At 29.9% G+C, this 20968-nt stretch carries 25 protein-coding genes; 9 read left to right on the plus strand and 16 right to left on the minus strand.

All coding sequences use genetic code 11. The features are described from left to right. The first annotated feature begins 3 nt into the window (after positions 1-3). The 3 genes from ACXAG4_RS09235 to ACXAG4_RS09245 all read left to right on the plus strand — a co-directional run bounded on the left by ACXAG4_RS09235 (position 4) and on the right by ACXAG4_RS09245 (position 3863). Positions 4-1149 (plus strand): cytochrome-c peroxidase, encoded by a 1146-nt coding sequence (locus ACXAG4_RS09235; protein WP_475295789.1) that lies wholly within the window; start codon positions 4-6, stop codon positions 1147-1149. Between the two features lie 30 nt (positions 1150-1179). Next, on the plus strand, positions 1180-2595 hold the full coding sequence (locus tag ACXAG4_RS09240) for a T9SS type A sorting domain-containing protein (protein WP_475295790.1): 1416 nt from the start codon (positions 1180-1182) through the stop codon (positions 2593-2595). Between the two features lie 167 nt (positions 2596-2762). Next, on the plus strand, positions 2763-3863 hold the full coding sequence (locus ACXAG4_RS09245) for a DUF4407 domain-containing protein (protein ID WP_475295791.1): 1101 nt from the start codon (positions 2763-2765) through the stop codon (positions 3861-3863). 1 nt (position 3864) lies between these two features. Here the strand turns inward: ACXAG4_RS09245 and ACXAG4_RS09250 are convergent, their stop codons facing one another. Together ACXAG4_RS09250 and ACXAG4_RS09255 are read right to left on the minus strand one after the other, a co-directional pair. Next, positions 3865-4143, minus strand: coding sequence for an STAS domain-containing protein (locus ACXAG4_RS09250; protein ID WP_475295792.1), 279 nt, complete (start codon positions 4141-4143; stop codon positions 3865-3867). Positions 4144-4298: 155 nt separating this feature from the next. Continuing rightward, positions 4299-4619, minus strand: coding sequence for a hypothetical protein (locus tag ACXAG4_RS09255; RefSeq protein WP_475295793.1), 321 nt, complete (start codon positions 4617-4619; stop codon positions 4299-4301). 162 nt (positions 4620-4781) lie between these two features. Here ACXAG4_RS09255 and ACXAG4_RS09260 point away from each other — a divergent pair, with 162 nt between their 5' ends. After that, on the plus strand, positions 4782-5219 hold the full coding sequence (locus ACXAG4_RS09260; protein WP_475295794.1) for a YybH family protein: 438 nt from the start codon (positions 4782-4784) through the stop codon (positions 5217-5219). Between the two features lie 58 nt (positions 5220-5277). Here the strand turns inward: ACXAG4_RS09260 and ACXAG4_RS09265 are convergent, their stop codons facing one another. From ACXAG4_RS09265 to ACXAG4_RS09300, 8 genes are all read right to left on the minus strand, one after another. After that, positions 5278-5856: a PhnA domain-containing protein gene (locus ACXAG4_RS09265; RefSeq protein WP_475295795.1), complete on the minus strand. Its 579-nt coding sequence runs from the start codon at positions 5854-5856 to the stop codon at positions 5278-5280. 30 nt (positions 5857-5886) lie between these two features. Next, a complete protein-coding gene (locus tag ACXAG4_RS09270) occupies positions 5887-6246 on the minus strand; it encodes an MmcQ/YjbR family DNA-binding protein (RefSeq protein ID WP_475295796.1) in 360 nt (119 codons plus the stop codon). A gap of 9 nt (positions 6247-6255) precedes the next feature. Continuing rightward, a complete protein-coding gene (locus ACXAG4_RS09275) occupies positions 6256-6654 on the minus strand; it encodes a GNAT family N-acetyltransferase (protein WP_475295797.1) in 399 nt (132 codons plus the stop codon). Beyond that, positions 6651-7262: a DUF4230 domain-containing protein gene (locus ACXAG4_RS09280; RefSeq protein WP_475295798.1), complete on the minus strand. Its 612-nt coding sequence runs from the start codon at positions 7260-7262 to the stop codon at positions 6651-6653. The genes ACXAG4_RS09275 and ACXAG4_RS09280 overlap by 4 nt, the downstream gene beginning before the upstream one ends. 4 nt (positions 7263-7266) lie before the next feature. Next, positions 7267-8016 carry a cyclase family protein gene (locus ACXAG4_RS09285; RefSeq protein WP_475295799.1) on the minus strand — a complete coding sequence of 250 codons (750 nt, stop codon included), beginning with the start codon at positions 8014-8016 and terminating at the stop codon, positions 7267-7269. A 61-nt stretch (positions 8017-8077) separates the two neighbouring features. Beyond that, a complete protein-coding gene (gene hemW, locus ACXAG4_RS09290; protein WP_475295800.1) occupies positions 8078-9265 on the minus strand; it encodes a radical SAM family heme chaperone HemW in 1188 nt (395 codons plus the stop codon). Positions 9266-9311: 46 nt separating this feature from the next. Further along, positions 9312-9869: a crossover junction endodeoxyribonuclease RuvC gene (gene ruvC / locus ACXAG4_RS09295; RefSeq protein ID WP_475295801.1), complete on the minus strand. Its 558-nt coding sequence runs from the start codon at positions 9867-9869 to the stop codon at positions 9312-9314. Further along, the gene (locus tag ACXAG4_RS09300; protein WP_475295802.1) at positions 9870-10511 is read right to left on the minus strand and encodes an outer membrane beta-barrel protein; all 642 of its coding nucleotides are present in this window, start codon (positions 10509-10511) and stop codon (positions 9870-9872) included. A gap of 27 nt (positions 10512-10538) precedes the next feature. Between ACXAG4_RS09300 and ACXAG4_RS09305 the strand changes: the two genes are divergently transcribed. Together ACXAG4_RS09305 and ACXAG4_RS09310 are read left to right on the plus strand one after the other, a co-directional pair. Next, on the plus strand, positions 10539-11495 hold the full coding sequence (locus ACXAG4_RS09305) for a hypothetical protein (protein WP_475295803.1): 957 nt from the start codon (positions 10539-10541) through the stop codon (positions 11493-11495). Between the two features lies 1 nt (position 11496). Beyond that, the gene (locus ACXAG4_RS09310) at positions 11497-12621 is read left to right on the plus strand and encodes a glycosyltransferase family 2 protein (protein WP_475295804.1); all 1125 of its coding nucleotides are present in this window, start codon (positions 11497-11499) and stop codon (positions 12619-12621) included. Between the two features lie 10 nt (positions 12622-12631). On the opposite strand, the gene ACXAG4_RS09315 is transcribed toward ACXAG4_RS09310, so the two are convergent. After that, entirely contained in the window at positions 12632-13108 is a 477-nt protein-coding gene (locus ACXAG4_RS09315) for a hypothetical protein (RefSeq protein ID WP_475295805.1), read from the minus strand. Positions 13109-13220: 112 nt separating this feature from the next. Between ACXAG4_RS09315 and ACXAG4_RS09320 the strand changes: the two genes are divergently transcribed. Then, positions 13221-13721 carry a DUF456 domain-containing protein gene (locus ACXAG4_RS09320; RefSeq protein WP_475295806.1) on the plus strand — a complete coding sequence of 167 codons (501 nt, stop codon included), beginning with the start codon at positions 13221-13223 and terminating at the stop codon, positions 13719-13721. A gap of 273 nt (positions 13722-13994) precedes the next feature. On the opposite strand, the gene ACXAG4_RS09325 is transcribed toward ACXAG4_RS09320, so the two are convergent. The 4 genes from ACXAG4_RS09325 to ACXAG4_RS09340 form a co-directional block, all read right to left on the minus strand. Next, positions 13995-14669, minus strand: a complete 675-nt coding sequence (locus ACXAG4_RS09325) for a response regulator (RefSeq protein ID WP_475295807.1) — start codon at positions 14667-14669, stop codon at positions 13995-13997. Positions 14670-14682: 13 nt separating this feature from the next. Then, positions 14683-16515 carry a tetratricopeptide repeat-containing sensor histidine kinase gene (locus tag ACXAG4_RS09330; protein WP_475295808.1) on the minus strand — a complete coding sequence of 611 codons (1833 nt, stop codon included), beginning with the start codon at positions 16513-16515 and terminating at the stop codon, positions 14683-14685. A 116-nt stretch (positions 16516-16631) separates the two neighbouring features. Next, on the minus strand, positions 16632-16778 hold the full coding sequence (locus tag ACXAG4_RS09335; RefSeq protein ID WP_475295809.1) for a hypothetical protein: 147 nt from the start codon (positions 16776-16778) through the stop codon (positions 16632-16634). A 319-nt stretch (positions 16779-17097) separates the two neighbouring features. Further along, positions 17098-18102 (minus strand): LacI family DNA-binding transcriptional regulator, encoded by a 1005-nt coding sequence (locus ACXAG4_RS09340; protein WP_475295810.1) that lies wholly within the window; start codon positions 18100-18102, stop codon positions 17098-17100. A gap of 197 nt (positions 18103-18299) precedes the next feature. On the opposite strand from ACXAG4_RS09340, the gene ACXAG4_RS09345 reads away from it, so the two are divergent. Then, on the plus strand, positions 18300-19115 hold the full coding sequence (locus ACXAG4_RS09345) for a helix-turn-helix domain-containing protein (protein ID WP_475295811.1): 816 nt from the start codon (positions 18300-18302) through the stop codon (positions 19113-19115). Here the strand turns inward: ACXAG4_RS09345 and ACXAG4_RS09350 are convergent. Continuing rightward, positions 19112-19678, minus strand: coding sequence for an RNA polymerase sigma factor (locus ACXAG4_RS09350; protein ID WP_475295812.1), 567 nt, complete (start codon positions 19676-19678; stop codon positions 19112-19114). The two genes, ACXAG4_RS09345 and ACXAG4_RS09350, sit on opposite strands and share 4 nt — an antisense overlap. A 137-nt stretch (positions 19679-19815) precedes the next feature. Here ACXAG4_RS09350 and ACXAG4_RS09355 point away from each other — a divergent pair, with 137 nt between their 5' ends. Beyond that, positions 19816-20958 carry a FecR family protein gene (locus tag ACXAG4_RS09355; protein ID WP_475295813.1) on the plus strand — a complete coding sequence of 381 codons (1143 nt, stop codon included), beginning with the start codon at positions 19816-19818 and terminating at the stop codon, positions 20956-20958. Positions 20959-20968: the final 10 nt, after the last annotated feature.

Genomic DNA, 20968 nt, shown 5'->3' on the forward strand with positions numbered 1-20968 from the left:
AAAATGAAAAAATCCTTAACAACTATCTTTTCGTTAATTGTATTGTGTGTATCATGCAAACAAGAAACTAAAGAACAATACACTGATATTGCTTATTTAAAAAACGTTTATTCTAGCGGAAACCCCAACAAATGGCCAACACCAAATTTAGATAGCCTAATAGATAAAACTACCTTTAAAGATATTGGTGCATTACCAAAAGTAAAACACCCAGAATACAACCCGTATTCTGCTGAAAAAGCCAAACTTGGTAAAACCCTTTTTTTTGACCCAAGGCTATCTGTAAGCGGACAAATTGCTTGTGCTTCTTGCCATAACCCTGAATTAGCATGGACAGACAATTCTACCCGCTCTTTTGGTCATGATAGACAAACAGGCAAAAGAAACTCTATGACTATTTTAAATAGTGGTTTTGCTCATACCTTATTTTGGGATGGGCGTGCAAACAGTCTTGAAGACCAAGCAAGATTTCCTGTTGCAGACCCTTTAGAAATGAATGAAAAGTTAAATATTGCTGTTGATAAAATTGCTAATATTGAAGGCTACAAACCGCTTTTTAAAGCTGCTTTTGGTAACGATTCTGTATCTTTAAAACGTATACAATATGCTATAGCTACTTTTGAAAGAACTGTTAACAGCTACAAAAGTAACTTTGATAAATTTGTTGAAGGAGACTCTACAAAACTTACAAACCAAGAAGTACTAGGTTTACACCTATTTAGAACCAAAGCACGTTGTATAAACTGCCATAACACACCTTATTTTAGCGACAACAATTTCCATAATGACGGGCAAACCCTTTTTGGAACAAAAGATGAAGATTTTGGCAGATACCATGTTACAAACAACATGGAAGATATTGGAAAATTTAAAACACCAACCTTAAGAGAAGTATCAAGAACGGGCCCTTGGATGCACCACGGCAACTTCCCAAGCCTTTTAGATGTTATTGAATACTACAATCTTGGTAACCCAGCTCCAATACAAAAAAAATATTTAGGCGTTGGTAGAGACTCTTTAATACCAACTACATCGCCTATTTTAAAAAAACTACACTTAGAAAAAACAGAAATTACGGCCCTAATTGCCTTTTTAGAGAGCTTAAAATCTAATAAAGGCAGAACCATAATTCCTAAACTTCCTATGTAATAATTAATAACTCCTTAAAACTCAAAATTTATGAAAAAATTACTACTTCTTTTTATAACATTACTAACTGTTGTTAGTTTAAACGCACAAATAACACAAGTAAAAGAAATTAATGATAACGGTACATCTAGCTCTAGTCCAGCAAACTTATTTACCTACAACGGAAAAATTTATTTTGCTGCTGATGATTCTAACGGCTCTAACACCCCAGGCGGTTCAGACCTTGGAAAAGAACTTTGGGTAACTGATGGAACCGAGGCAGGTACAACCTTTGTAAAAGATTTAAGAACCGGCTCTAGTAGTTCTTCTCCTTCAGGTTTTTTTGAATACAACAATACACTATATTTTTCTGCAAATACAGGTGGTGGCAACGTATTATTTTCAACAGATGGCTCTGAAAATGGCACCAATGCTACTGGCAACCCTTTTGTATTTAACCCAGTTGAAACTGGCGGATTAATATACTTTGTTTTAACTACAGATAGTAATAAACTCTATCAATTTGACGGCTCTAACATTTCACCAGTAACCAATAACGGCACAGGTACAGAAACAGTTATTGGAGCTACATTTACTGCTTTTAACAACAAACTATTGTGTTACATGGATTATTCTGAAGACGAGCCAACTATTGGACGTGAACTTTATGAATACGACCCAAGTACCGGATTATTTACTTTAATTAAGGACATTGACACTGGCACAGGAGATTCTAGTATCAGTTTCTTTACAGTTTTAAATAATGAAGTATACTTTGAGGCAGATAATGCCCTTTGGAAAACCGATGGCACTGAAGCAGGCACAGTAGCCGTGACGCAAGCAAGTACTTTATCTGGCATAACAAACCTTTTTGCATGGAATAATGTTTTATATTTTGAAGGTGATGATAATTTAAACGGAGACCAACTTTGGGCATACAACCCAAGTACCGATGCTATAACTAATATTAGCAATATCACAGGAGGCACATCAAATGATCATGATCCATCAGACTATGCCGTTTTAGGCGACTATTTATATTATGCAGGCGAAGTAGCAGACGACACCTCTCAATATTTATTTAGAACAGATGGCTCAACTTCTGAAAGAATTGATAGCAACATTAAAGATATAGATGATCTTACTGTTTTAAATGATAAATTATATTTTGAAGGTGATAATGGCACAACAGGTAACGAACTTTATAGTTTTGATCCTTCAACACTTTCTACTACAAACAATATTGCTGAAATAGTATCTATTTATCCAAATCCCGCTTCAGATTTTGTAAAAGTTTCTAAAACATTAGTAAACCAAAAATACAGCATTTACAATACCACCGGCAATTTAATAAAGCAAGGTGTTATTAAAACTGAAAGCATTCCACTAAACCTAAACAGCGGTATTTACATTTTTAAAATTGAAACCCAATTAAGTAGTATCAGCAAAAAAATTGTAATTAAATAGCATTAATTACCTGATTAATAGCGCTTCTTGAATTCTCCCTAATAGAATTCTTGAAAAAAAGAGAGCCCCGAAATTTCGGGGTTTTTTTTGTAACATTTCATCAGTTTTAACGTTCTAATAGTCAATCATCAATCTGCTTAGGCAGTCAATCAAAAAACAATCATATTATGTTAAAGCAATTTTTCATCCTCTGCTCTGGGGCAGATACTGATATTTTAGAGCAATGTTCAAAAGGTGAACAAAATAAATATACGGGTATAGGCGCAACGGTATTTTTCACAGCACTAATGGCTACAATAGCTGCAAGTTATGCACTTTACACTGTTTTTGATAATCTGTACACTGCTATATTTTTCGGTTGTATTTGGGGAATGTTAATTTTTAATTTAGACAGATATATAGTTTCTACCATTAAAAAAACTGGTAATATTATAGATGAAATTATACAAGCTTCACCTAGAATAATATTAGCTGTTATAATAGCCATAGTTATATCGAAACCTTTAGAGTTGAAAATTTTTGAAAAAGAAATAAACCAAGTGCTATTAGAAGAAAAAAATCGACTGACACTTAATAATAAAACTCAAATAGCAGAACAATACAACCCAAATATTGATGCTTTAAAAAATAATATTACCAAACTACAACAAGAAATAGATAGTAAAGAAACCGAAGTTAACAAACTTTACAACACATATATAGCCGAAGCTGAAGGAACCGCAGGCACAAAACGCGTTGGAAAAGGCCCTGTTTACAAAGAAAAACGCGATAAACATGATGCGCTTTTAGCAGAATTACAACTTCTAAAAAAAGAACATAAAGAAAAAATAAAAACAGCTGAATTAAAAATTGAGCAATTACAAGAAAACTACCAAACACAAGTAGATAGTACACAACCCATAATTAATAATTTTGATGGTTTAATGGCACGTGTAAACGCCTTGAATAAGTTACCTTGGCTCCCTTCTTTGTTTATTTTCCTGTTATTTTTGGCCATAGAAACATCGCCCATTTTAGCAAAATTATTAGCACCTAAAGGCGCTTATGACTTAAAGCTTGAAGACAAAGAAGACATGATTAAAACAAATGTAACGCAAAACAAAAAACAAAGAGTGCTTATGTTACAAACTGATAACAGTATTAATGATCGTGTTTACGCTGATATTGAAAATGATGATGCACTTTACAAACACAAACACCAAACCACAAAAGAACTTATGCAATTACAAGCCAATGCATTTTTAAAAAATCAGAAAAAAGTACTGTAAATTAAGCAGCGGTATTGGTATTTATATGGTTATACAAATCTTTGCAACCATAACCAACTATAGCTAAACTTTTATTAGTTTTTAAAGCAGTTTGGTGCAAAGAAGCAATAACATTAACACCATGCCTATCAATAGCACTTACTTCTTCAATGTTAATAATAACCTTATTAAACTTTTTAAAGCTTTTGGTTAAAATTTTTTCTAATTCTTTAGCATTAGTTTGTGTTAACTCACCAATTAATTGGTAGTTATTTTCAACAGTATTAATTATTAAACTCATAACTTACAGTTTAAATTTTACAATAAATTTAGGGGCTAGCCACAAAAAAGGCTAGAATATAAAAATAATGTAAAAAAAATTAAGTTATTATAACAAAACAACAAAATGCTATTTTGCTACGTTCAATAACCAAAAGGTGTAGACCAAATGCTTAATTAAGCCGCCGCTGTTGCTTTAAAATGATTGTATAAATCTTTACAACCGTAACCTATAATAGACAAACTTTTGTTTTTCATTAAAGCTTCTCTGTGTAGTTTTGTAATAGCATTTACACCGTGTCTGTCCATACTTTCAACACCTTCAATGCTAACTTTTAGGTTGTCCATTTTTTCAAAAATATTTTTAAACTCTTGATCAAAAAGAATGATACTTTCTTTGTTTAAAACACCTCTAATTTTAAAAAAATTGTTGCAGTTAGTAATTCTTAAATCCATAATAGCATTTTTATAAGTTAATATTAAATTTGAGGGAGACATTTAATTTTGATATAAATATATACCTGAAGTATTCAAAATCATTATTAAATCGATGAATAAAGAAGAACATTAGATAAACAAAAAAAGCATGCTAAAAACTCCGATGAATAACCATTATATATTTTGTTTTATTTATTTTTACCGCGCTCATAAATATTTATAATGAAGAAACTTACACTTACTTTAACACTTTTATTAGCTGCCTCCTTTTTTGGTTATGCTCAAAATTCTGAAGAAAAAGATATAAAAGACATACAAGCTGTTTTAAAAGCGCAAAGGCTTGCGTGGTCTAAAGATAATATTGAAGAATACATGGAAGGTTACTGGAAAAGCGATTCGCTATCGTTTTACAGCGCTAATGGTATTACTCAAGGTTGGGAAAACACTTTAGAAAGATATTTAAAAGCCTACCCAACAAAAGAGCATACGGGCAAGCTAAATTTTAGAATTAATGCTATTACTAAAATTACTGAAGGCGCTTACTATGTTTTAGGTGAGTACCATATTAAACGTGATGTTGGTAATGCCGATGGCATTTTTATGCTTGTATTTAAAAAGATTGATGGTGAATGGAAAATTATTGCAGACACATCTACTTAAAAAAATTAATAGTTATTACATTTTAAGTTTAATTGGTTTAAAAGAAGGGTAAAAACAATTAAATCTTTTTAACATAATCTGTAATTATAACTATTAATTGCGCTCCTACTTTGCCTTCAATATATTTAGCATTCTCATGGTCTAGTCTAATATTTCTAACGGCTGTACCTTGTTTTGCCACCATGCTAGAACCTTTTACTTTTAAGTCTTTTATTAAAACTACAGCATCTCCAACCTGTAATTGAACGCCATTGGCATCTCTGTGAATAATTTTTTCACTGGGGTCTTTATCTTCACCAGTAGCTCTTGCAAGTGCTAAAGCTTCATCTGTTAAATACATCATATCTAACAAATCTTTTGGCCAACCCTCATTACGTAACCTTTGCAGCATTCTCCATGCCATTATTTGCACTGCTACATGCTCACTCCACATACTATCATTTAAACAACGCCAATGGTTTACATCCATTTCAACATCACCATTAATTTGACTTTTGCAAGTTGAACAAACTAATATATCATTATCTACATTTTCATTTAATGACGGCGGAATGGTGTATTGAGATAAGTTATTTGATGCACCACAAAGCTCACAAGTGTTGTTGCTTCTTTCTTTTAAAGTCTGTATTACGCTCATGTATGAAATTTTCTGCAATAATACTATAATTTACAAACTTTCTCTAAGTTTTTTAGGCAAGCCTTTAATAACCATTTCGTATGAATGGTCTATAAGTTGTTTTATAAATTGAAAAGATAATTCGCCTTCATGAATATATATTGTATTCCAATGTTTTTTACTCATATGATATCCGGGACGAATACTACTATATTCAGCACGTAATTCTTCGGCATAATCAGGATTGCATTTTAAGTTGATTGCTGCTTCACCACGCTCCCACCATTGTAATGATGCTAAGGCAAACATTTTACCATGCACTTTAAAAACCAATGTATGCTCATCAAAAGGAAAATCTTCTGTGGTGCTTTTTTTACTTAAACAGTATGTTCTAATGTGTTCAATATCCATGTGTTAAAATTACAGTAAACGTTCCATTAGCTTTTCAGGCGATTGTAATTCTACATATCCAAATTGTTTGTAAAGCCCATGAGCATCGGCTGTTTTAAGCATCCAAACGGTACAAGATTTTAGTTCTTCGTCTGAAATAATTTTAGCTATTAATTGTTTTGAGTATCCTTTACCTCTGTAATCTTCTAAAATAAACACATCCATTAAATATGCAAAAACCGTATAATCTGTAGCTATTCTGGCAAATCCTATTTGTTTTTCGTTTAAATACACACCAAAACACAAACAATGATGTATGCTTTTTTCAACCTCTTGAATAGTTCTTCCTTTTGCCCAATAGGTGTTTTTTAAAAAACCATGAATAACATTAATTTGAAGTTTACTTTTATCTTTAGATATTTCAATCATTTTTCTAGTTTCTTAATATCGCTGTGTGGAAGTTTTAAAGTTGAATAATCTAACTGCCAACCAATGGTTTCTACAATAGTTTCAATTAATTGAATGGTTTCTTTCACCTCGGCTTGTGCAATTTGTATTAGTCCGCTTTCTGGTATTTTAGCCTGTATGTGATGTTTTGCTTCTTGGTGTAAATCGGTTAAGTCTGTTGCTTCAAACTTATTAAAAAACCCATCAGATTTATCGTAATAATTCAAATTTGTTTCTATTGATAGTACTTCGGGCTCAGGAAAATGTTCTAAAACAATGGTTTTATTTGCAGTATTACTTGTTAGTTGAATTTTAGACAAATCATACCCAACATGTGCTTTGGCATTAATAACAACCAATGCCTTTTTTTTGCTACTTATTAGCTTTAAAAACTTCTGTTTTACATCTTCATAATGGTAAATTTCGGCAAAATCACCTTCAACAGTTATAAATTTACATACCTTTTTTATTTTATCTAAAAGTATTACAGACTGGGCGTTTACCAACTGTTTTTTCTTTATGCTTTTAAAAACAGTTACACCTCCTAAAGTTACTAATGCTGTAATTATAATGGCTAAAAATGTTTCCATAATGTTATTCTAAAATATTATATAAAATAGGCTTACTTGGTGTTGCATCATTTTCAAAAGGCGCTATTTGAAGGTTTAAAATATACATGCCATCATTTACTTTATTAGGCACATAAATGAGCTCTGTTATGGTAGCGTTTTTTCTAATGTTGCCTTTAGTATTCCAAAATGCATTGTGTGCTAAAAGTTGGCATTCATCTTTTTCTTTATCAATACTTGGCAAATCTATTAGCAAATGTTTTACTCCTTTTTGCCTTAAATATACAGCTGCCTCTTCTAACAAATAAGGCGGATTGGTATGTGAATATTGTCGTGTTAATTTTTCTTTAGTATTTGGTAATGTTCTAATAATTATAGCATCGCGTTTTTTGTTGCCAATGGCAAATTGCAGTTGTTTTTTTGAAATTACAGCATCGTTATTAAAGTTTTCGGGCGCAACGGTTATTACTTCAGCTAAAAAAAAATATGTTTTTAAGTGTTTATTTATAGACTGAAGCTCTTCAGTTATATGGCCAACACACTCGGTGTGCGTACCGTGTGCATGAGGGTTAAAAGCTATGTTATTAAAGTTTATACAGGCACCATTTTTTACACTTGCAACCCAATCATTATCTACCACAGGTGTTATTTTTGGCGGCGCTACATACCATGCATTCACATTGTTTTTACTAGCATTAATACCTATTGAAATATCAATGGGTTGTGTTAAATCTATTTTGAGTTTTTTTGATTTATATTGAATTGTAGCAATCATATAATTTTATGAAATTTTCAGGATTTTACGCATTAATACGCTTTTTTCAAATATAAGTTTTTTAACTCAAGATAAATAGTTCTGCAGCAATTCCATCTGCCAAAAATTTTCCTTTTTCTGTTGTTTTAAGTACGTTATTTTTGTTTTCGTTTTCTAAAAAAACATCTTTTTTTAATGCTGAAATTGGCTGCGCTTCATTCACAATAACAAGCAAATTTTCATTAATAAATTTTTCTGCTGCTTTTTTTAAATGCTGAAGTGTTTTACTTCCAAATTCTGTTTCAACGCTATTAAAAGACACACCCCAAATGGTTCGTAAACCTGTCATAATATACTCATTAAACCTATCTGTGTTTGATAAATTTTCAACCGTTATTGGTAGTTCTTTTTTTTCAATTGCATTAATGTATTTTGTATTATTAGACACATTCCAAGCACGTTGGTCACCAAAAAACGAATGTGCCGATGGCCCTATGCCCAAATACCATTTTCCTTGCCAATAGCTTGTATTGTGTTTTGAAAAAAACTGAGGTTTACTAAAGTTTGAAATTTCATAATGCACAAAATCATTTTGCGCTGTTGTTTCAACTAAATGGTTAAAATGTTGAAGCGCTAAAGCCTCATCTAATGGTGGATATTTACCTGAATTTATAAAGCTGTGTAAAGCCGTTTTGGGCTCAACGGTAAGTGCGTAGCTTGAAATATGATTAACTGAAAAACTAAAGGCTATTTCTAAATTTTTATGCCATTTTTGAAGCGACATCTTAGGAATGCCGTAAATTAAATCTATGGTAATATTATTGAAATATTGTGTTGCTATGGCTAAACATTTTTTAGATTCGGAAGCATTGTGTGCCCTGTTCATCATTTTTAAATCGTCATCAAAAAACGATTGCACCCCAATACTTAGCCTATTTATTGGGGTTTTTGATAATGCAATAATCTTTTCTGAATTTAAATCATCAGGATTTGCTTCTAGAGTAATTTCGGGGTTTTCAATTACTTCAAAATTATTATATACAGCTTCTATTAACAACTGTAACTCTTTAATATTTAATAATGAAGGTGTGCCGCCACCAAAATAAATAGTTTCAATTATTTTATTTTGAAATGTGTGTTTGCGTAATTTAATTTCTTCAACAAGTGCATTAATTAAAGCATCTTTTTTCTTAAAGGATGTTGAAAAATGAAAATCGCAATAATAACATGCTTGTTTGCAAAACGGTATGTGAATGTAGATGCCAGCCATTTGGTGAGGTATTCAGCCTAAGTTTATAATTTCTTTATTGGTGATATTATTTCTTACCGCCTACTTTATCAGGGTTTTGTTTTATAAAACTTGCCCAACCTGAATAACTTTTACCAACTTGAATACGACCAGAATTATAAAAATGGCACACCGCCGCAGCCAAACCATCTGTAGCATCTAAATTTTTAGGCAGTGTTTTTATACCTAATAAACTTTGCAACATTTTTGCTACCTGCTCTTTACTTGCATTTCCATTACCTGTTATAGCCATTTTAATTTTTTTGGGTAAATATTCTGTAATAGGAATTTCTCTACTTAAACCCGCAGCCATAGCAACACCTTGCGCCCTACCTAACTTTAACATACTTTGTACGTTTTTGCCAAAAAAAGGTGCTTCTATAGCAATTTCATCAGGGTTGTGCGTATCTATAAGCTCAATGGTACGTTCAAAAATGAGCTTTAGTTTTAGGTAATGGTCATTGTATTTTTTTAAATCTAACTCATTTAATTGTAAAAATTGCATGCGTTTACCAACCACTTTTATGAGTCCGAAACCCATAATGGTTGTTCCTGGGTCTATGCCTAAAATAATACGTTCTTCCATTTACTGATTACAAAAATAACATCCGCTAAGCGAAATAGCGGCACCAAAAGTTAGTGTTAACATATTACCATTAAAAGCGCCAAAGCCTTCTTGGATAGGTTCAAAATCTTTTGCAAATCCTTTAATATATGACACATCAGTGTACACAGACAATTTATCTGAAATACCATAATGTACCTCTACCCCAGCCATTATGTTTAAAAATGACGTTTTATTATTGGTATAATTACCCAAAGGCTTCACCATAGAATATCCCGGGCCTGCGTGTAAAAATACGCCTAATCTTGGAGGCAAAAAGTTTAGTGTTTCATTAACATCTAAAACAACTTGTGCATTAACTCTTGAGTAGTTTAACTTGAATTCTTGTGCGTTGTCCTGATTTTTAACACGATTAAATCCATAATCTAACTTAGCTCCTAATTTTGGTGTAAACATATATTGCAAACCTAAATTCACAGATGGAAAGTTATATGTTTGCCCTTCAAAACCTTGAACAAAACCATTACTTGACGGGCTATTAACACCCAAAGCAAATTGTGCTTTTAGCCTACTTTTACTGTCTTGAGATTGCATGGTATTTATACCAAAAAACAAAAACAACAAACAAAAGGTTACTGTATATTTTTTAAAAGCTGTTATCATACCTAAAATATGGTTTAATTTGCACAAATGAATACTGCGCTTTCATACAAAACTAAGCATTTCTTTTTTGTACTTATTAAGATAAGCATTGTAATTGGTGCATTTTATTTTATAATTGAAAAACTATTAGGTAATCCAGATTTTAACCTTGCCGTTTTTAAGTCTTTTTTAAACACAACAGTTTTATTTTCTATAAAAACCATACTCTTTTTACTTGTTTTAAGTTTCCTTAATTGGTTTTTAGAAATTTTAAAATGGCAACAGCTTGTTTCAACATTAAAAAAAATTAGTATTACAGAAGCCTTAAAACAATGTTTAGTTAGTTTAACGGCCTCTTTAATTACACCAAACCGCATTGGCGAATATGGTGCAAAAGCACTATTTTACCCCAAAAGCTTACGTAAAAAAATAATGTTATTAAACCTTATAGGCAACACCTTTTTAATGTTTATAACATCAATATTTGGTGTTATTGGTTTGTTATTTTTTTTTACTAAAAACAACTTACAATTAAACCACTTTAAACTAATTAATATTATTTTAATTGTTTCTTTTTTGTTGACTTTAGCGCTTTTTATCTTGAAAAAATTTTATGCATTTACTTTTAGTAAACTGATTGCTTTCTTTAAATTGTTACCAAATGATATACTTTTTTCAACCTTTGTTTTATCATTACTACGTTATTTTATTTTTTCATTTCAATTTTATCTATTGCTTATTATTTTTAAAGTTGACATTGATTATTTCCATGCCATGATTTACATTACATCTATGTATTTTCTAGCATCGGTTATACCTTCAATATTTATTTTTGATATAGCAATAAAAGGCAGCGTAGCCTTGTATTTATTTGATTTCTTAAGCATTAATGCCTCTATAATTTTAAGCATTACAACAATTATGTGGCTTTTAAATTTTGTGCTACCAAGTATTATTGGCAGCTATTTTGTTCTTATATTTAAATTACCAAACACTAAAAATTAACATGCTACTAATAACTTGTTGCATCATATTTTTATACCTTTTTTTAATAGGAAGTTTTATTTACGGGTTTAGAAAAGTTGATGTTTTTGAAATTACCGAAACATCAAAACACATTTCATTTTCTATTATTATTCCTTTTAGAAATGAAGCCGAAAACTTACCCAATTTACTTCAAACTATAGCATTTTTAAAATACCCTAGATCGTGTTTAGAATTTGTGTTTGTTAATGATGATACAAAAGATGCATCTGTTGAAATTATAGAAAATTTCTTTAGTAATAGCAACGTGAATTTTAAAATAATCAACAATAAACGTGTATCAAATTCACCAAAGAAAGATGCCATTACAACGGCTATAAAACAAATAAAAAACCCTTGGATTATAACCACTGATGCCGATTGCGAATTACCTGTAAATTGGCTTAATAGCTTTAATAGCTTTATTAAAAATCATAGCACAGCGTGTATTGTAGCGCCCGTAACATATAGTAACACCAGTGGTTTTTTTGAACAGTTTCAACTTTTAGACTTTTTAAGTTTACAAGGTTCCACCATGGGTAGTTTTGGTATTAACAGACCGTTTATGTGTAACGGAGCTAATTTTGCGTATACAAAAAAGCTATTTAACAAACTTAATGGTTTTAATGGTAATGAAACTATTGCCAGTGGAGATGATGTATTTTTTTTAGAAAAGGTAGTAAAACACCAACCAGATAAATTACACTATTTAAAAAATAAAAATGCCATAGTTACTACTAAAGCTCAAGCTTCATTTAAAAGTTTAATTAATCAACGGTTACGGTGGGCATCAAAAGCTAGCGCTTATAAACATTGGTTTGGTAAATTTACAGGGCTAACAGTTTTATTAACAAATAGTTTATTTTTAGTTCTCATACTACTTGCTATATTAAAACTAACTACTTTTAATCTTTTTATATTTTTTACGGGTATAAAATTTAGTATTGATTTTATTTTACTTTACAAAACAGCGGCTTTTTTCAACCAAAAACAAAGCTTAAAATATTATACTTTTGCGTTTTTGTGTTACCCTTTTTTTAGTGTATATGTTGTTTTTATTTCGGTGTTTAAAACATATAAGTGGAAAGACAGACGTTTTAAAAAATAACACATATTAACTATTCTACCCCAATAATTACTGGCAGTGTAAATGTTGTTTTTACATACTGATCGCGCTTTATAGCAGCATACACATTAGGCAAAGTTTGCAAACTAGCTTCTATCAACTCTTTTAAATTAGGTATTTCATGCAGCGTTAAACTATCAATATTTGTTTGATGCAATGTAACAACACCGTTTTCTGAAACCTTAAAGTTAAGCTGAATGGTGTCGTTAACATCCTGCGTTACTACAATCATTTCATCTTGCAAATAATTTAAAATATGTGTAGACATCGTATGCTCAAAACATACTTTTTTACTGGATTTAGTTGCTAGAGAATCACATATTGAAAACGATGGATACACATCAACCTCATCCCAATTAAAGGTTTTAAGTTCTTCGTTTAAAATGGCTTCAGAAGTTGTTTTTTTAGCCTCAAAATACTGGCACGAAGTAAAAAAAATTAATATTATAAAACCAAAGGCCTGCTTCATAGATTAAAACTATGTGCGTAAAGTACGATTTTTTTGGTTTTTAATTTTAACATTTATACAAATTTGTAACATTTATACACTAATTGGGTCTATATATTATATATACATTTTTATGGACATTTTATTAATTATTACAGCATTATTATTTATGATTTTGGGTATCATTGGTAGTTTTTTACCCATTTTACCTGGGCCAATAACTAGTTGGGTAGGTCTTTTAATTTTACACCTAACCAAAACAATACCTACTAACAAAACTTTTTTAATAGTAACACTATTAATAGCCATTTTAATATGGGTTCTAGATTATATTATACCTGCAATTGGCACAAAAAAATATGGCGGTAGCAAATATGGCGTTATTGGCACATCTGTAGGGCTTATTATTGGACTAATTACACCAATACCGTTTGGTATCATTATAGGACCTTTTTTAGGTGCGTATTTTGGTGAAATTTTAAATGAAAACAATAGTAAAAAAGCATTAAAAGCTGCTTTTGGTTCCTTTATTGGCTTTTTAACTTCTACTTTTATAAAATTTATTGTTGCCATGGTTTATTTAGGTTTATTTATTGCAACCCTTTGGGAATACAAAAACCTAATAATCAATTAGAAAAAGAAGAGCCCTGTGGGTCTCTCACCTCCACAGGGCTGTAAATTGCTATTATCAACAAAAAAAATTGAGGGATTAATTAATTTTTGAAGTGTTGACACTACAAAGATACAAAAACAAGCCCAATTAGGGTTGTGGAAAAACCGTAAATTAAGTATGGAATTGAGTATTTTTTGAGTAGTACGCGCGTAATTTCAATATAAAACCCTTTAAAACACAGACGTTTGCTATACTTTTAACACTAATTACCTTTCATCGAATAAATTAAAAAAACTAAACAAAACCTTTTTTTCTGGCTTCATTTAATAGCGTTTCATCTTGTCCGTCTTCAACATTAAAAAGTTCTTTTAACTGTTTTTTTCGTTTTTCAACGGCACTTAAAGAAATATCTAAATGCGACGCTAAATTTTTTGTTTTAATGCCTTGCGATAGCAAAAATAATATTTTTCTGTTCTTTTCATCAATCACAATATCACTTGCAATAACTTTTTTAATATAACTATTAACAGTACCGCTATAAAATGGCGGATTATTTAATACTGCTTGAAATGCACTTGCAAGCTCACTAGAAGTTAAATCGCTTTTAATTAAGAAACCTTCAGGTTCAATATTTTTTATAATGTTGTGAATTCTAAATGATTCATTGAACATTGTTAAAACAATAATTTTTGCTTTGGGTAGAATAGCTCTTGCGTATTCTGCTAAATCCTCTCCAGAACTCATTGTGCCATCTGTTGAAGGCGGCAGGCTTATATCAACAAATAATAAATCATATGGGTAATTTTCTTTTATTGATTTATCGATGCGTTTTATAGCTTCATCACAATTATTTGCTATGTGTATTTGTAAATCTTGAGAATCTTTTTTTGTGAATAACAGAGTGTTTTGATAACCTTCAATAATCATTGGATGGTCATCAATCATTAAAATTTTAATTTTTTCAGTCATAAAAACTAGGGTTCTATGCTATAGGAACTTCAATGGTTACAATGGTTCCTTTGTTTTTTGTTGATGTTATGTTTAGTTTGCCTTTAATGTCGTTTATTCTTGATGTAATATTTTTTAAACCTATACCAGATTTAGCTTTATCTACATCAAAGCCTTTTCCATTATCTTCAAGCGATAAGCAAATTACATTATTTTTTAGTTTAAAACTAATTTTAACAAATAAAGCATTAGCATGTTTATGAATATTATGCAATGCTTCTTGAATGATTCTATAAATATGAATTTTGTTTTTATTAGTTATAGCATCCCAATTAATGATATCATCATGCTGAAACTTATATTCTAAGTTATATACCGATGTTTGTGTATCTACAAGGGTTTTAATTATATCTATAAAACCGGCACCAGCAACAAAATCTGTATTCAGTTCATGTGATACTTTTCTAATATCTTCTTCTATGGTTTTTAACTCGCTTATGTACAGACTACGGTTTTTTACAGCTTGTTCTGTATTATTCATATTCAAACTATCTAAACTTAAGCGAGTGCCAAATAAGCGCCCCAAAACACCATCATGTAATTCTTCTGAAATACGCTTTTTTTCTAAAGCTCTAGCCTCTTCAATGCGCTCGTTTTGTGACAGCATTAAATTATAAATTTCTTCATTGGCTGCTTGTTGTTTTTGTACAAACTGTAGTTCTTTATTTTTATTACGTTGCAGTATTATTAAGTATAGTAAAAATGAAGTTATAATTATAACAATAGTTATTATTAGCAACCACATACGTTCTTTATTTATACGAATATTTTCTTGCTCTATTTGCTTAGTTTCAAACCTAATTCTTGCAAATTTATCTCTTCTGGCACGTTCTATTTTTTGTAAACTATCATTTAAAACCACATAGTTTCTTAAATGATTTGCAGCAACTTCACCTTCTTCAATTTTTGAAAGAATAAGTAACGATTTTAATAAATCATCATTATTAAATTCTTCTGAAAGCGCTTTGGCTTTATAGCCATAATATTTAGCTGAATCTTTTTTATTTAGACGGTTATAAAATTCGGCTAAATGCTGATGTAGTATTATAGAGTTATACCTACCACCTATACTATCACTAATTTTTAATGCTTTTAAATACAAGCCTGGTAACTGTTGGTACTTTTTAGATTGATATAATGTATTTGCATAATTGCCTAATGCTAATACATACACATCAGGATAATTTTTAATAAGACTTTTATTTGCAACTATTTCATTAAATTTTTCAATAGCTAAATTATAGTGTCCAGCTCGTCTGTAAACTTTTAGTAAATTATTTAAGGTTAAACCTATACTTCTCTCAAAATCACCATCTAAGCCGCGTTTTAATTGCAATGATTTTTCATAATAATTAATAGATTCATCAAACTGTTCTAACTCATCATAAACAATTCCTAAATTATTAAATATGTATGCCTTATACTTATTAACATTATTTGTTGGTGGTAGTTCATTTAAAATAGCCCTAGCTTCGGTAGATGTTAACTCGCTTCCGGTGTAATCTTTATTATTGCATTGAACTACAGCTATACCATAAAGTGTTATAGCACTTTCGTATTTACTATTATAGGTTTTGAATAGTTTTTCGGCTTTTCTTAAATAATGATATGCACTATCGCCTAACAAAGACTTCCTGTAAATTTCGCCAATTTGAAAATACTTGCCAGCTATATTTAAAGAATCGTTTGTTTTTAACAACCTTAGTTGTTTTTGAATAGAATCTATAGACTCTAAATTTTTAGTTATTTGTGCATTTGTTGTTAAAAACACACACATTAAAACTATATGCAGTAAGTTAAACTTCAAGAAAATAATGATTTTATGTTCTCAAATTTATAGTAATATTTTAAAACTAAAAGAGCATAAATAAAAAATCCTATGCTTATGGCATAGGATTTATATTAATTATGGTAAATAAATACTTAATCGTGTCCGTTACCACCAGTATAAGGTGCTTCTTTAGTATCAGGAGATTCTAACACATCGTCTTCATTTAAATCTTGCTTAGTACAAGAAGTTAAAGTTGCTAATAAAACTGCAATTGCTAAAGTAATTTTTAGGGCTTTCATAATTTTTAGGTTTTAAGGTTTAATTATTTATTTAAATTTTAAAAAATACGCGTGCTTAAGATTTTGAAATACATCAAAACCAAACTGTTGAGGGTAAAATGGAATAATTAACCTTAAATTATCGTAGAAAACCACGTAATTTAATTATGAGGGAATTTGTGATAAAAAATCACTTAAATAAAATGGATTAATAAAACTTAACGTTGAGGGGATTAATTCCGTTAAGCGTTGCTAAACTAGGTTAAAGTGTTTGATTAAAAAATAAAAAATCGATAAAAAGCAAATAAAAACGTTGAAATGATATTTTGATACTTTTTTCCTACAAAACAGACTTAGTTTTTACTAAGCTGGTTTTCACTATTTTAGTTTTAACATCTTCATTTAAATGCATATTTTGAAGTCTATGAATTAGCATTTGGGCTGCATTTGCACCAATCACTTTAGCGTGTTGTCTTACAGTGGTAAGTTTTGGTAATGTATGATAAGAATCTGCTTTACTAGCGTAACCTATAACAGACATATCTCTAGGTACTTTTTTACCTTGATTTACAGCCGTGTTAATGGCTATAATACCTGATGAGCTATCGGCAGCAATAACGCCATCAACATCTTTATTTTTCTTTAAAAACGATTTTATTTTCTTTTGATGATCGTCTTTCTTTTTAATTATTAGTGAAACAGGCTCCATGTCGTGGTTTTCTAAAATAGCTTTTGTATAACCACGTTCTCTAAGTTTTCCAACACTTATTTGGTCTATATTACTAATAAAAGCAATACGTTTTCTGCCTTCTTCTAAAAGGCCTTTTGTTGCATTGTAAGTTGCATCAAAATCATCAACTATAACTTTATCACACATTACATCATGTGCAACTCTGTCAAACATTACTATTGGTAAACCTTGGCTAATGGTTTTTTTAAAATGATCTACTTCATTTTTAATTTGAGTTTCTTCAGCTACACTTAGTATAAACCCATCTACACTACCGTTTGCTAGAATTTGCAAACTTTCTTTTTCTTTATCTAAAGATTCGTTTGAAATACACGTTATTATATTGTAACCAAGCTTTGTTGCTTCTCTTTCTATACCAAATAATACTTTAGCTAAAAAATGATTTAAAATATTTGGAATAATAACCCCTATAGTTTTGGTTTTATTTTGCTTTAAACTTAAAGCTACTTTATTGGGTTTGTAATTATACAGTTCTGCAAGTTCTTTAACACGCCTAACGGTTTCTTCGCCAATTTCTTCACTATTATTAAGTGCTTTTGAAACTGTAGATATTGAAACATTCAACTCTTTTGCTAACTGCTTTAATGTTACCATATAAAATGTATTAGTATGTGGTGCAATTTACAAAATAACTTTAAGCAAAAAAGTATGAATTTATTACAAACTAAAACTATATTAAAATTATATATTACTTAATAAAACCCTTTTACTACCTAATTTGAACTTAAATTTTAAGTATTAACTAAAAGTAAGCACTAAATTTGTGTTTTTGTAAATTGACATTTTATACAATGAAAGACACCGCTGTTTTAAAAATAAAAGACAAAACCCAATCTATAGACACCATTAAAATTGAACCTTTTAAAAAAAGCGTTAGAAAAACAGCACCGCATAAACACAATAAATATTTAGAATTTGTTTACTTTACAAACGCATCAGGGTTTCATGCCATAGACAACTTAAAAATTACTATTAAACCGCCTATTTTTTTTGTTGTAAGAAAAGAGCAAGTCCATTTTTGGGATATCACTTCAGAACCTGAAGGCTTTGTAATTATTATAAAAAAAGACTTTATTGATGATTGTGCTGATATTGAATTACATCAATTATTACTAAAAATAAGTGCCTTTACACATTTTACACCAAAAGATAACACCTCTATTATAACCATTTTTGAATTATTAACTTCTGAATACAAAAGTGAAACTAAAAATAGAAGTATTATTGAAGGCTTACTAAAAGCTTTATTAGGTAAACTTTTACAATTTAACAGTAACGACCAACAGTTAAACAACAGTTTATATCATAAATTTACAGATTTATTAACTAATGAAAACAAACTATCAAATAGTGTTGAGTATTATGCTGAATTGCTAAACACCAGTCCGCAAAATTTAAATACCAGTTGCAGAAATGAATGTGGTAAATCTGCTTCAGAAGTAATTTCAGATTATATTTTAAGTGAAGCAAAACGATTACTACTGTACACAGACAAAACTATTACCGAAATTGCATATACACTATCTTTTAAAGACAACTCACACTTTACAAAATATTTTAAAAGGCATATTGGTTTTACACCTAGTGCTTATAAACTACAGCATTAATTAAACAAACCTGAAATAAACACTAACACTGTAGAGTCATTATCAAAACCTTCTCTTATACGTTGGTAAGCAATACGCATTTGTGACTCAACAGTTTTAACAGAAATTTGTAGTTTATCAGCTATTTCCTGGTATTTGAGCCCTTGCAATTTATTAAGCTCTAAAATTTCTTTACACTTAGGTGGCAACGTTTCAACAATTTGTTGTAATTTTTTTACACGTTGTTTAACAATGTGTTTATTTTCTTTAATGGCATCTCTTAAAGCTTTTTCTTTTAATTCATCAAAAAAAGCATTTCTGCGTTTAGTACTTCGGTAAAAATCAATATAAGCTCTATGCGCTACCGTGTATAAATATCCTTTAACAGATTTTGTTACATTAAGCTCATAACGCTTTACCCAAATATTTACAAACATTTGTTGCACAATGTCTTCCGCTGTAGGCTTATGCTGTGTGTATACCAAAACATAATTCACAAGGTTTTCATAATACTTTTGAAACAATACCTCAAAAGCATTCTTATCATCTAATTTTATAGCATGTATAAGATCTAAATCTTGCATTAATTACCCCATTGTTAACCACAAATGTGAAAATATATATTGTAAAAAAAAAATTTAAAAAAAATGTTAAATTCTTTTAAGGGTTTTTATAAAACAAAACCGACACTTAAATATAACACCACATAATTTCTAAAAAATTGAAAAAGATAATTATTAAATACTTAACCAATTCTATTGATAATATAGAACTAAATAAGCTAAGAGACTGGTTAAAAAAACCTAAAAATCAAAAAATCTTTAAAGATTTCATAATAGATGATTTTAACCTAAATAACGCTTACAATAGCGTAAATGTAGATGAAGCTTTGAGCAACGTTTGGAAACATATTAACAAAAAACCTAAAGTAATTCCGTTTTACAAAAAGGCTATATTTAAATATGCCGTTGCAGCTTCAGTTACTATTTTAATAGCTACTTCAATTTTACTAAATAATAAAAACCAAACCAACAACACACCTGTTATTGTAAATAACAATATTGAAACAGGTACAGATAAAGCCATTTTAACTTTAGATGATGGTACAAACATAACATTAACTAAAGGGAAAGATTACATAACCAGTAGTATTTCTAGTAATGGCGAAGAAATAATATATAACAAGCCCAATAAAGCAAACAATGAAATTGCATATAATTATTTAACTATTCCAAGAGGCGGACAATATTATTTAAAATTAGATGACGGCACCCAAGTTTGGCTAAACTCAGAATCTAAACTTAAATACCCTGCAAGTTTTTCAAACACAGAAAAAAGACAAGTTGAATTAGTATATGGCGAAGCTTATTTTGATGTTTCTCCTAGCCACAAAAACAACGGCACCAAATTTAGTGTAACCACCAGCAACCAAGAAATTGAAGTTTTAGGAACACAATTTAATATTAAAGCTTACAATAATGAAAATGAAATTTACTCTACACTTATTGAAGGTAAAATAAACCTAAAATCGGCCGCTAGTATTGTTTCTGTAAAACCAAACCAGCAAACAATTTTAAACAAAGAAACTAACAACTTAACCATAAATAATGTTACTGATATTTACAGTGTAATATCTTGGAAAAATGGCGTGTTTAGTTTTAAAGATATGCCACTTAACAAAATAATGAAAGTGCTTACAAGATGGTATGACTCTGATGTTGTTTTTGTAAATAAGGAAGTAGAAAACATTGAGTTTACAGGAATACTAGATAAAAATCAAACTATTGAAGAAATATTAAATACAATATATAACACTAACAACGTACCTTATGAAATAAATAATAAAACTATAATATTTAGGTAAAAAGAAAGGG

It is taken from the genome of Seonamhaeicola sp. ABD4_175 (assembly GCF_056160885.1).

What these genes read in the sequence shown, in the direction of transcription:
- ACXAG4_RS09315 (WP_475295805.1), bottom strand. Translation starts at nt 13,108, where the DNA reads ATGAAGCAGGCCTTTGGTTTTATAATATTAATTTTTTTTACTTCGTGC.
- ACXAG4_RS09260 (WP_475295794.1), top strand. Translation starts at nt 4,782, where the DNA reads ATGAAGAAACTTACACTTACTTTAACACTTTTATTAGCTGCCTCCTTT.
- ACXAG4_RS09325 (WP_475295807.1), bottom strand. Translation starts at nt 14,669, where the DNA reads ATGACTGAAAAAATTAAAATTTTAATGATTGATGACCATCCAATGATT.
- ACXAG4_RS09335 (WP_475295809.1), bottom strand. Translation starts at nt 16,778, where the DNA reads ATGAAAGCCCTAAAAATTACTTTAGCAATTGCAGTTTTATTAGCAACT.
- ACXAG4_RS09310 (WP_475295804.1), top strand. Translation starts at nt 11,497, where the DNA reads ATGCTACTAATAACTTGTTGCATCATATTTTTATACCTTTTTTTAATA.
- ACXAG4_RS09265 (WP_475295795.1), bottom strand. Translation starts at nt 5,856, where the DNA reads ATGAGCGTAATACAGACTTTAAAAGAAAGAAGCAACAACACTTGTGAG.
- ruvC (WP_475295801.1), bottom strand. Translation starts at nt 9,869, where the DNA reads ATGGAAGAACGTATTATTTTAGGCATAGACCCAGGAACAACCATTATG.
- hemW (WP_475295800.1), bottom strand. Translation starts at nt 9,265, where the DNA reads ATGGCTGGCATCTACATTCACATACCGTTTTGCAAACAAGCATGTTAT.
- ACXAG4_RS09250 (WP_475295792.1), bottom strand. Translation starts at nt 4,143, where the DNA reads ATGAGTTTAATAATTAATACTGTTGAAAATAACTACCAATTAATTGGT.
- ACXAG4_RS09350 (WP_475295812.1), bottom strand. Translation starts at nt 19,678, where the DNA reads ATGCAAGATTTAGATCTTATACATGCTATAAAATTAGATGATAAGAAT.
- ACXAG4_RS09280 (WP_475295798.1), bottom strand. Translation starts at nt 7,262, where the DNA reads ATGGAAACATTTTTAGCCATTATAATTACAGCATTAGTAACTTTAGGA.
- ACXAG4_RS09255 (WP_475295793.1), bottom strand. Translation starts at nt 4,619, where the DNA reads ATGTCTCCCTCAAATTTAATATTAACTTATAAAAATGCTATTATGGAT.
- ACXAG4_RS09270 (WP_475295796.1), bottom strand. Translation starts at nt 6,246, where the DNA reads ATGGATATTGAACACATTAGAACATACTGTTTAAGTAAAAAAAGCACC.
- ACXAG4_RS09305 (WP_475295803.1), top strand. Translation starts at nt 10,539, where the DNA reads ATGAATACTGCGCTTTCATACAAAACTAAGCATTTCTTTTTTGTACTT.
- ACXAG4_RS09285 (WP_475295799.1), bottom strand. Translation starts at nt 8,016, where the DNA reads ATGATTGCTACAATTCAATATAAATCAAAAAAACTCAAAATAGATTTA.
- ACXAG4_RS09345 (WP_475295811.1), top strand. Translation starts at nt 18,300, where the DNA reads ATGAAAGACACCGCTGTTTTAAAAATAAAAGACAAAACCCAATCTATA.
- ACXAG4_RS09235 (WP_475295789.1), top strand. Translation starts at nt 4, where the DNA reads ATGAAAAAATCCTTAACAACTATCTTTTCGTTAATTGTATTGTGTGTA.
- ACXAG4_RS09320 (WP_475295806.1), top strand. Translation starts at nt 13,221, where the DNA reads ATGGACATTTTATTAATTATTACAGCATTATTATTTATGATTTTGGGT.
- ACXAG4_RS09300 (WP_475295802.1), bottom strand. Translation starts at nt 10,511, where the DNA reads ATGATAACAGCTTTTAAAAAATATACAGTAACCTTTTGTTTGTTGTTT.
- ACXAG4_RS09245 (WP_475295791.1), top strand. Translation starts at nt 2,763, where the DNA reads ATGTTAAAGCAATTTTTCATCCTCTGCTCTGGGGCAGATACTGATATT.
- ACXAG4_RS09340 (WP_475295810.1), bottom strand. Translation starts at nt 18,102, where the DNA reads ATGGTAACATTAAAGCAGTTAGCAAAAGAGTTGAATGTTTCAATATCT.
- ACXAG4_RS09240 (WP_475295790.1), top strand. Translation starts at nt 1,180, where the DNA reads ATGAAAAAATTACTACTTCTTTTTATAACATTACTAACTGTTGTTAGT.
- ACXAG4_RS09275 (WP_475295797.1), bottom strand. Translation starts at nt 6,654, where the DNA reads ATGATTGAAATATCTAAAGATAAAAGTAAACTTCAAATTAATGTTATT.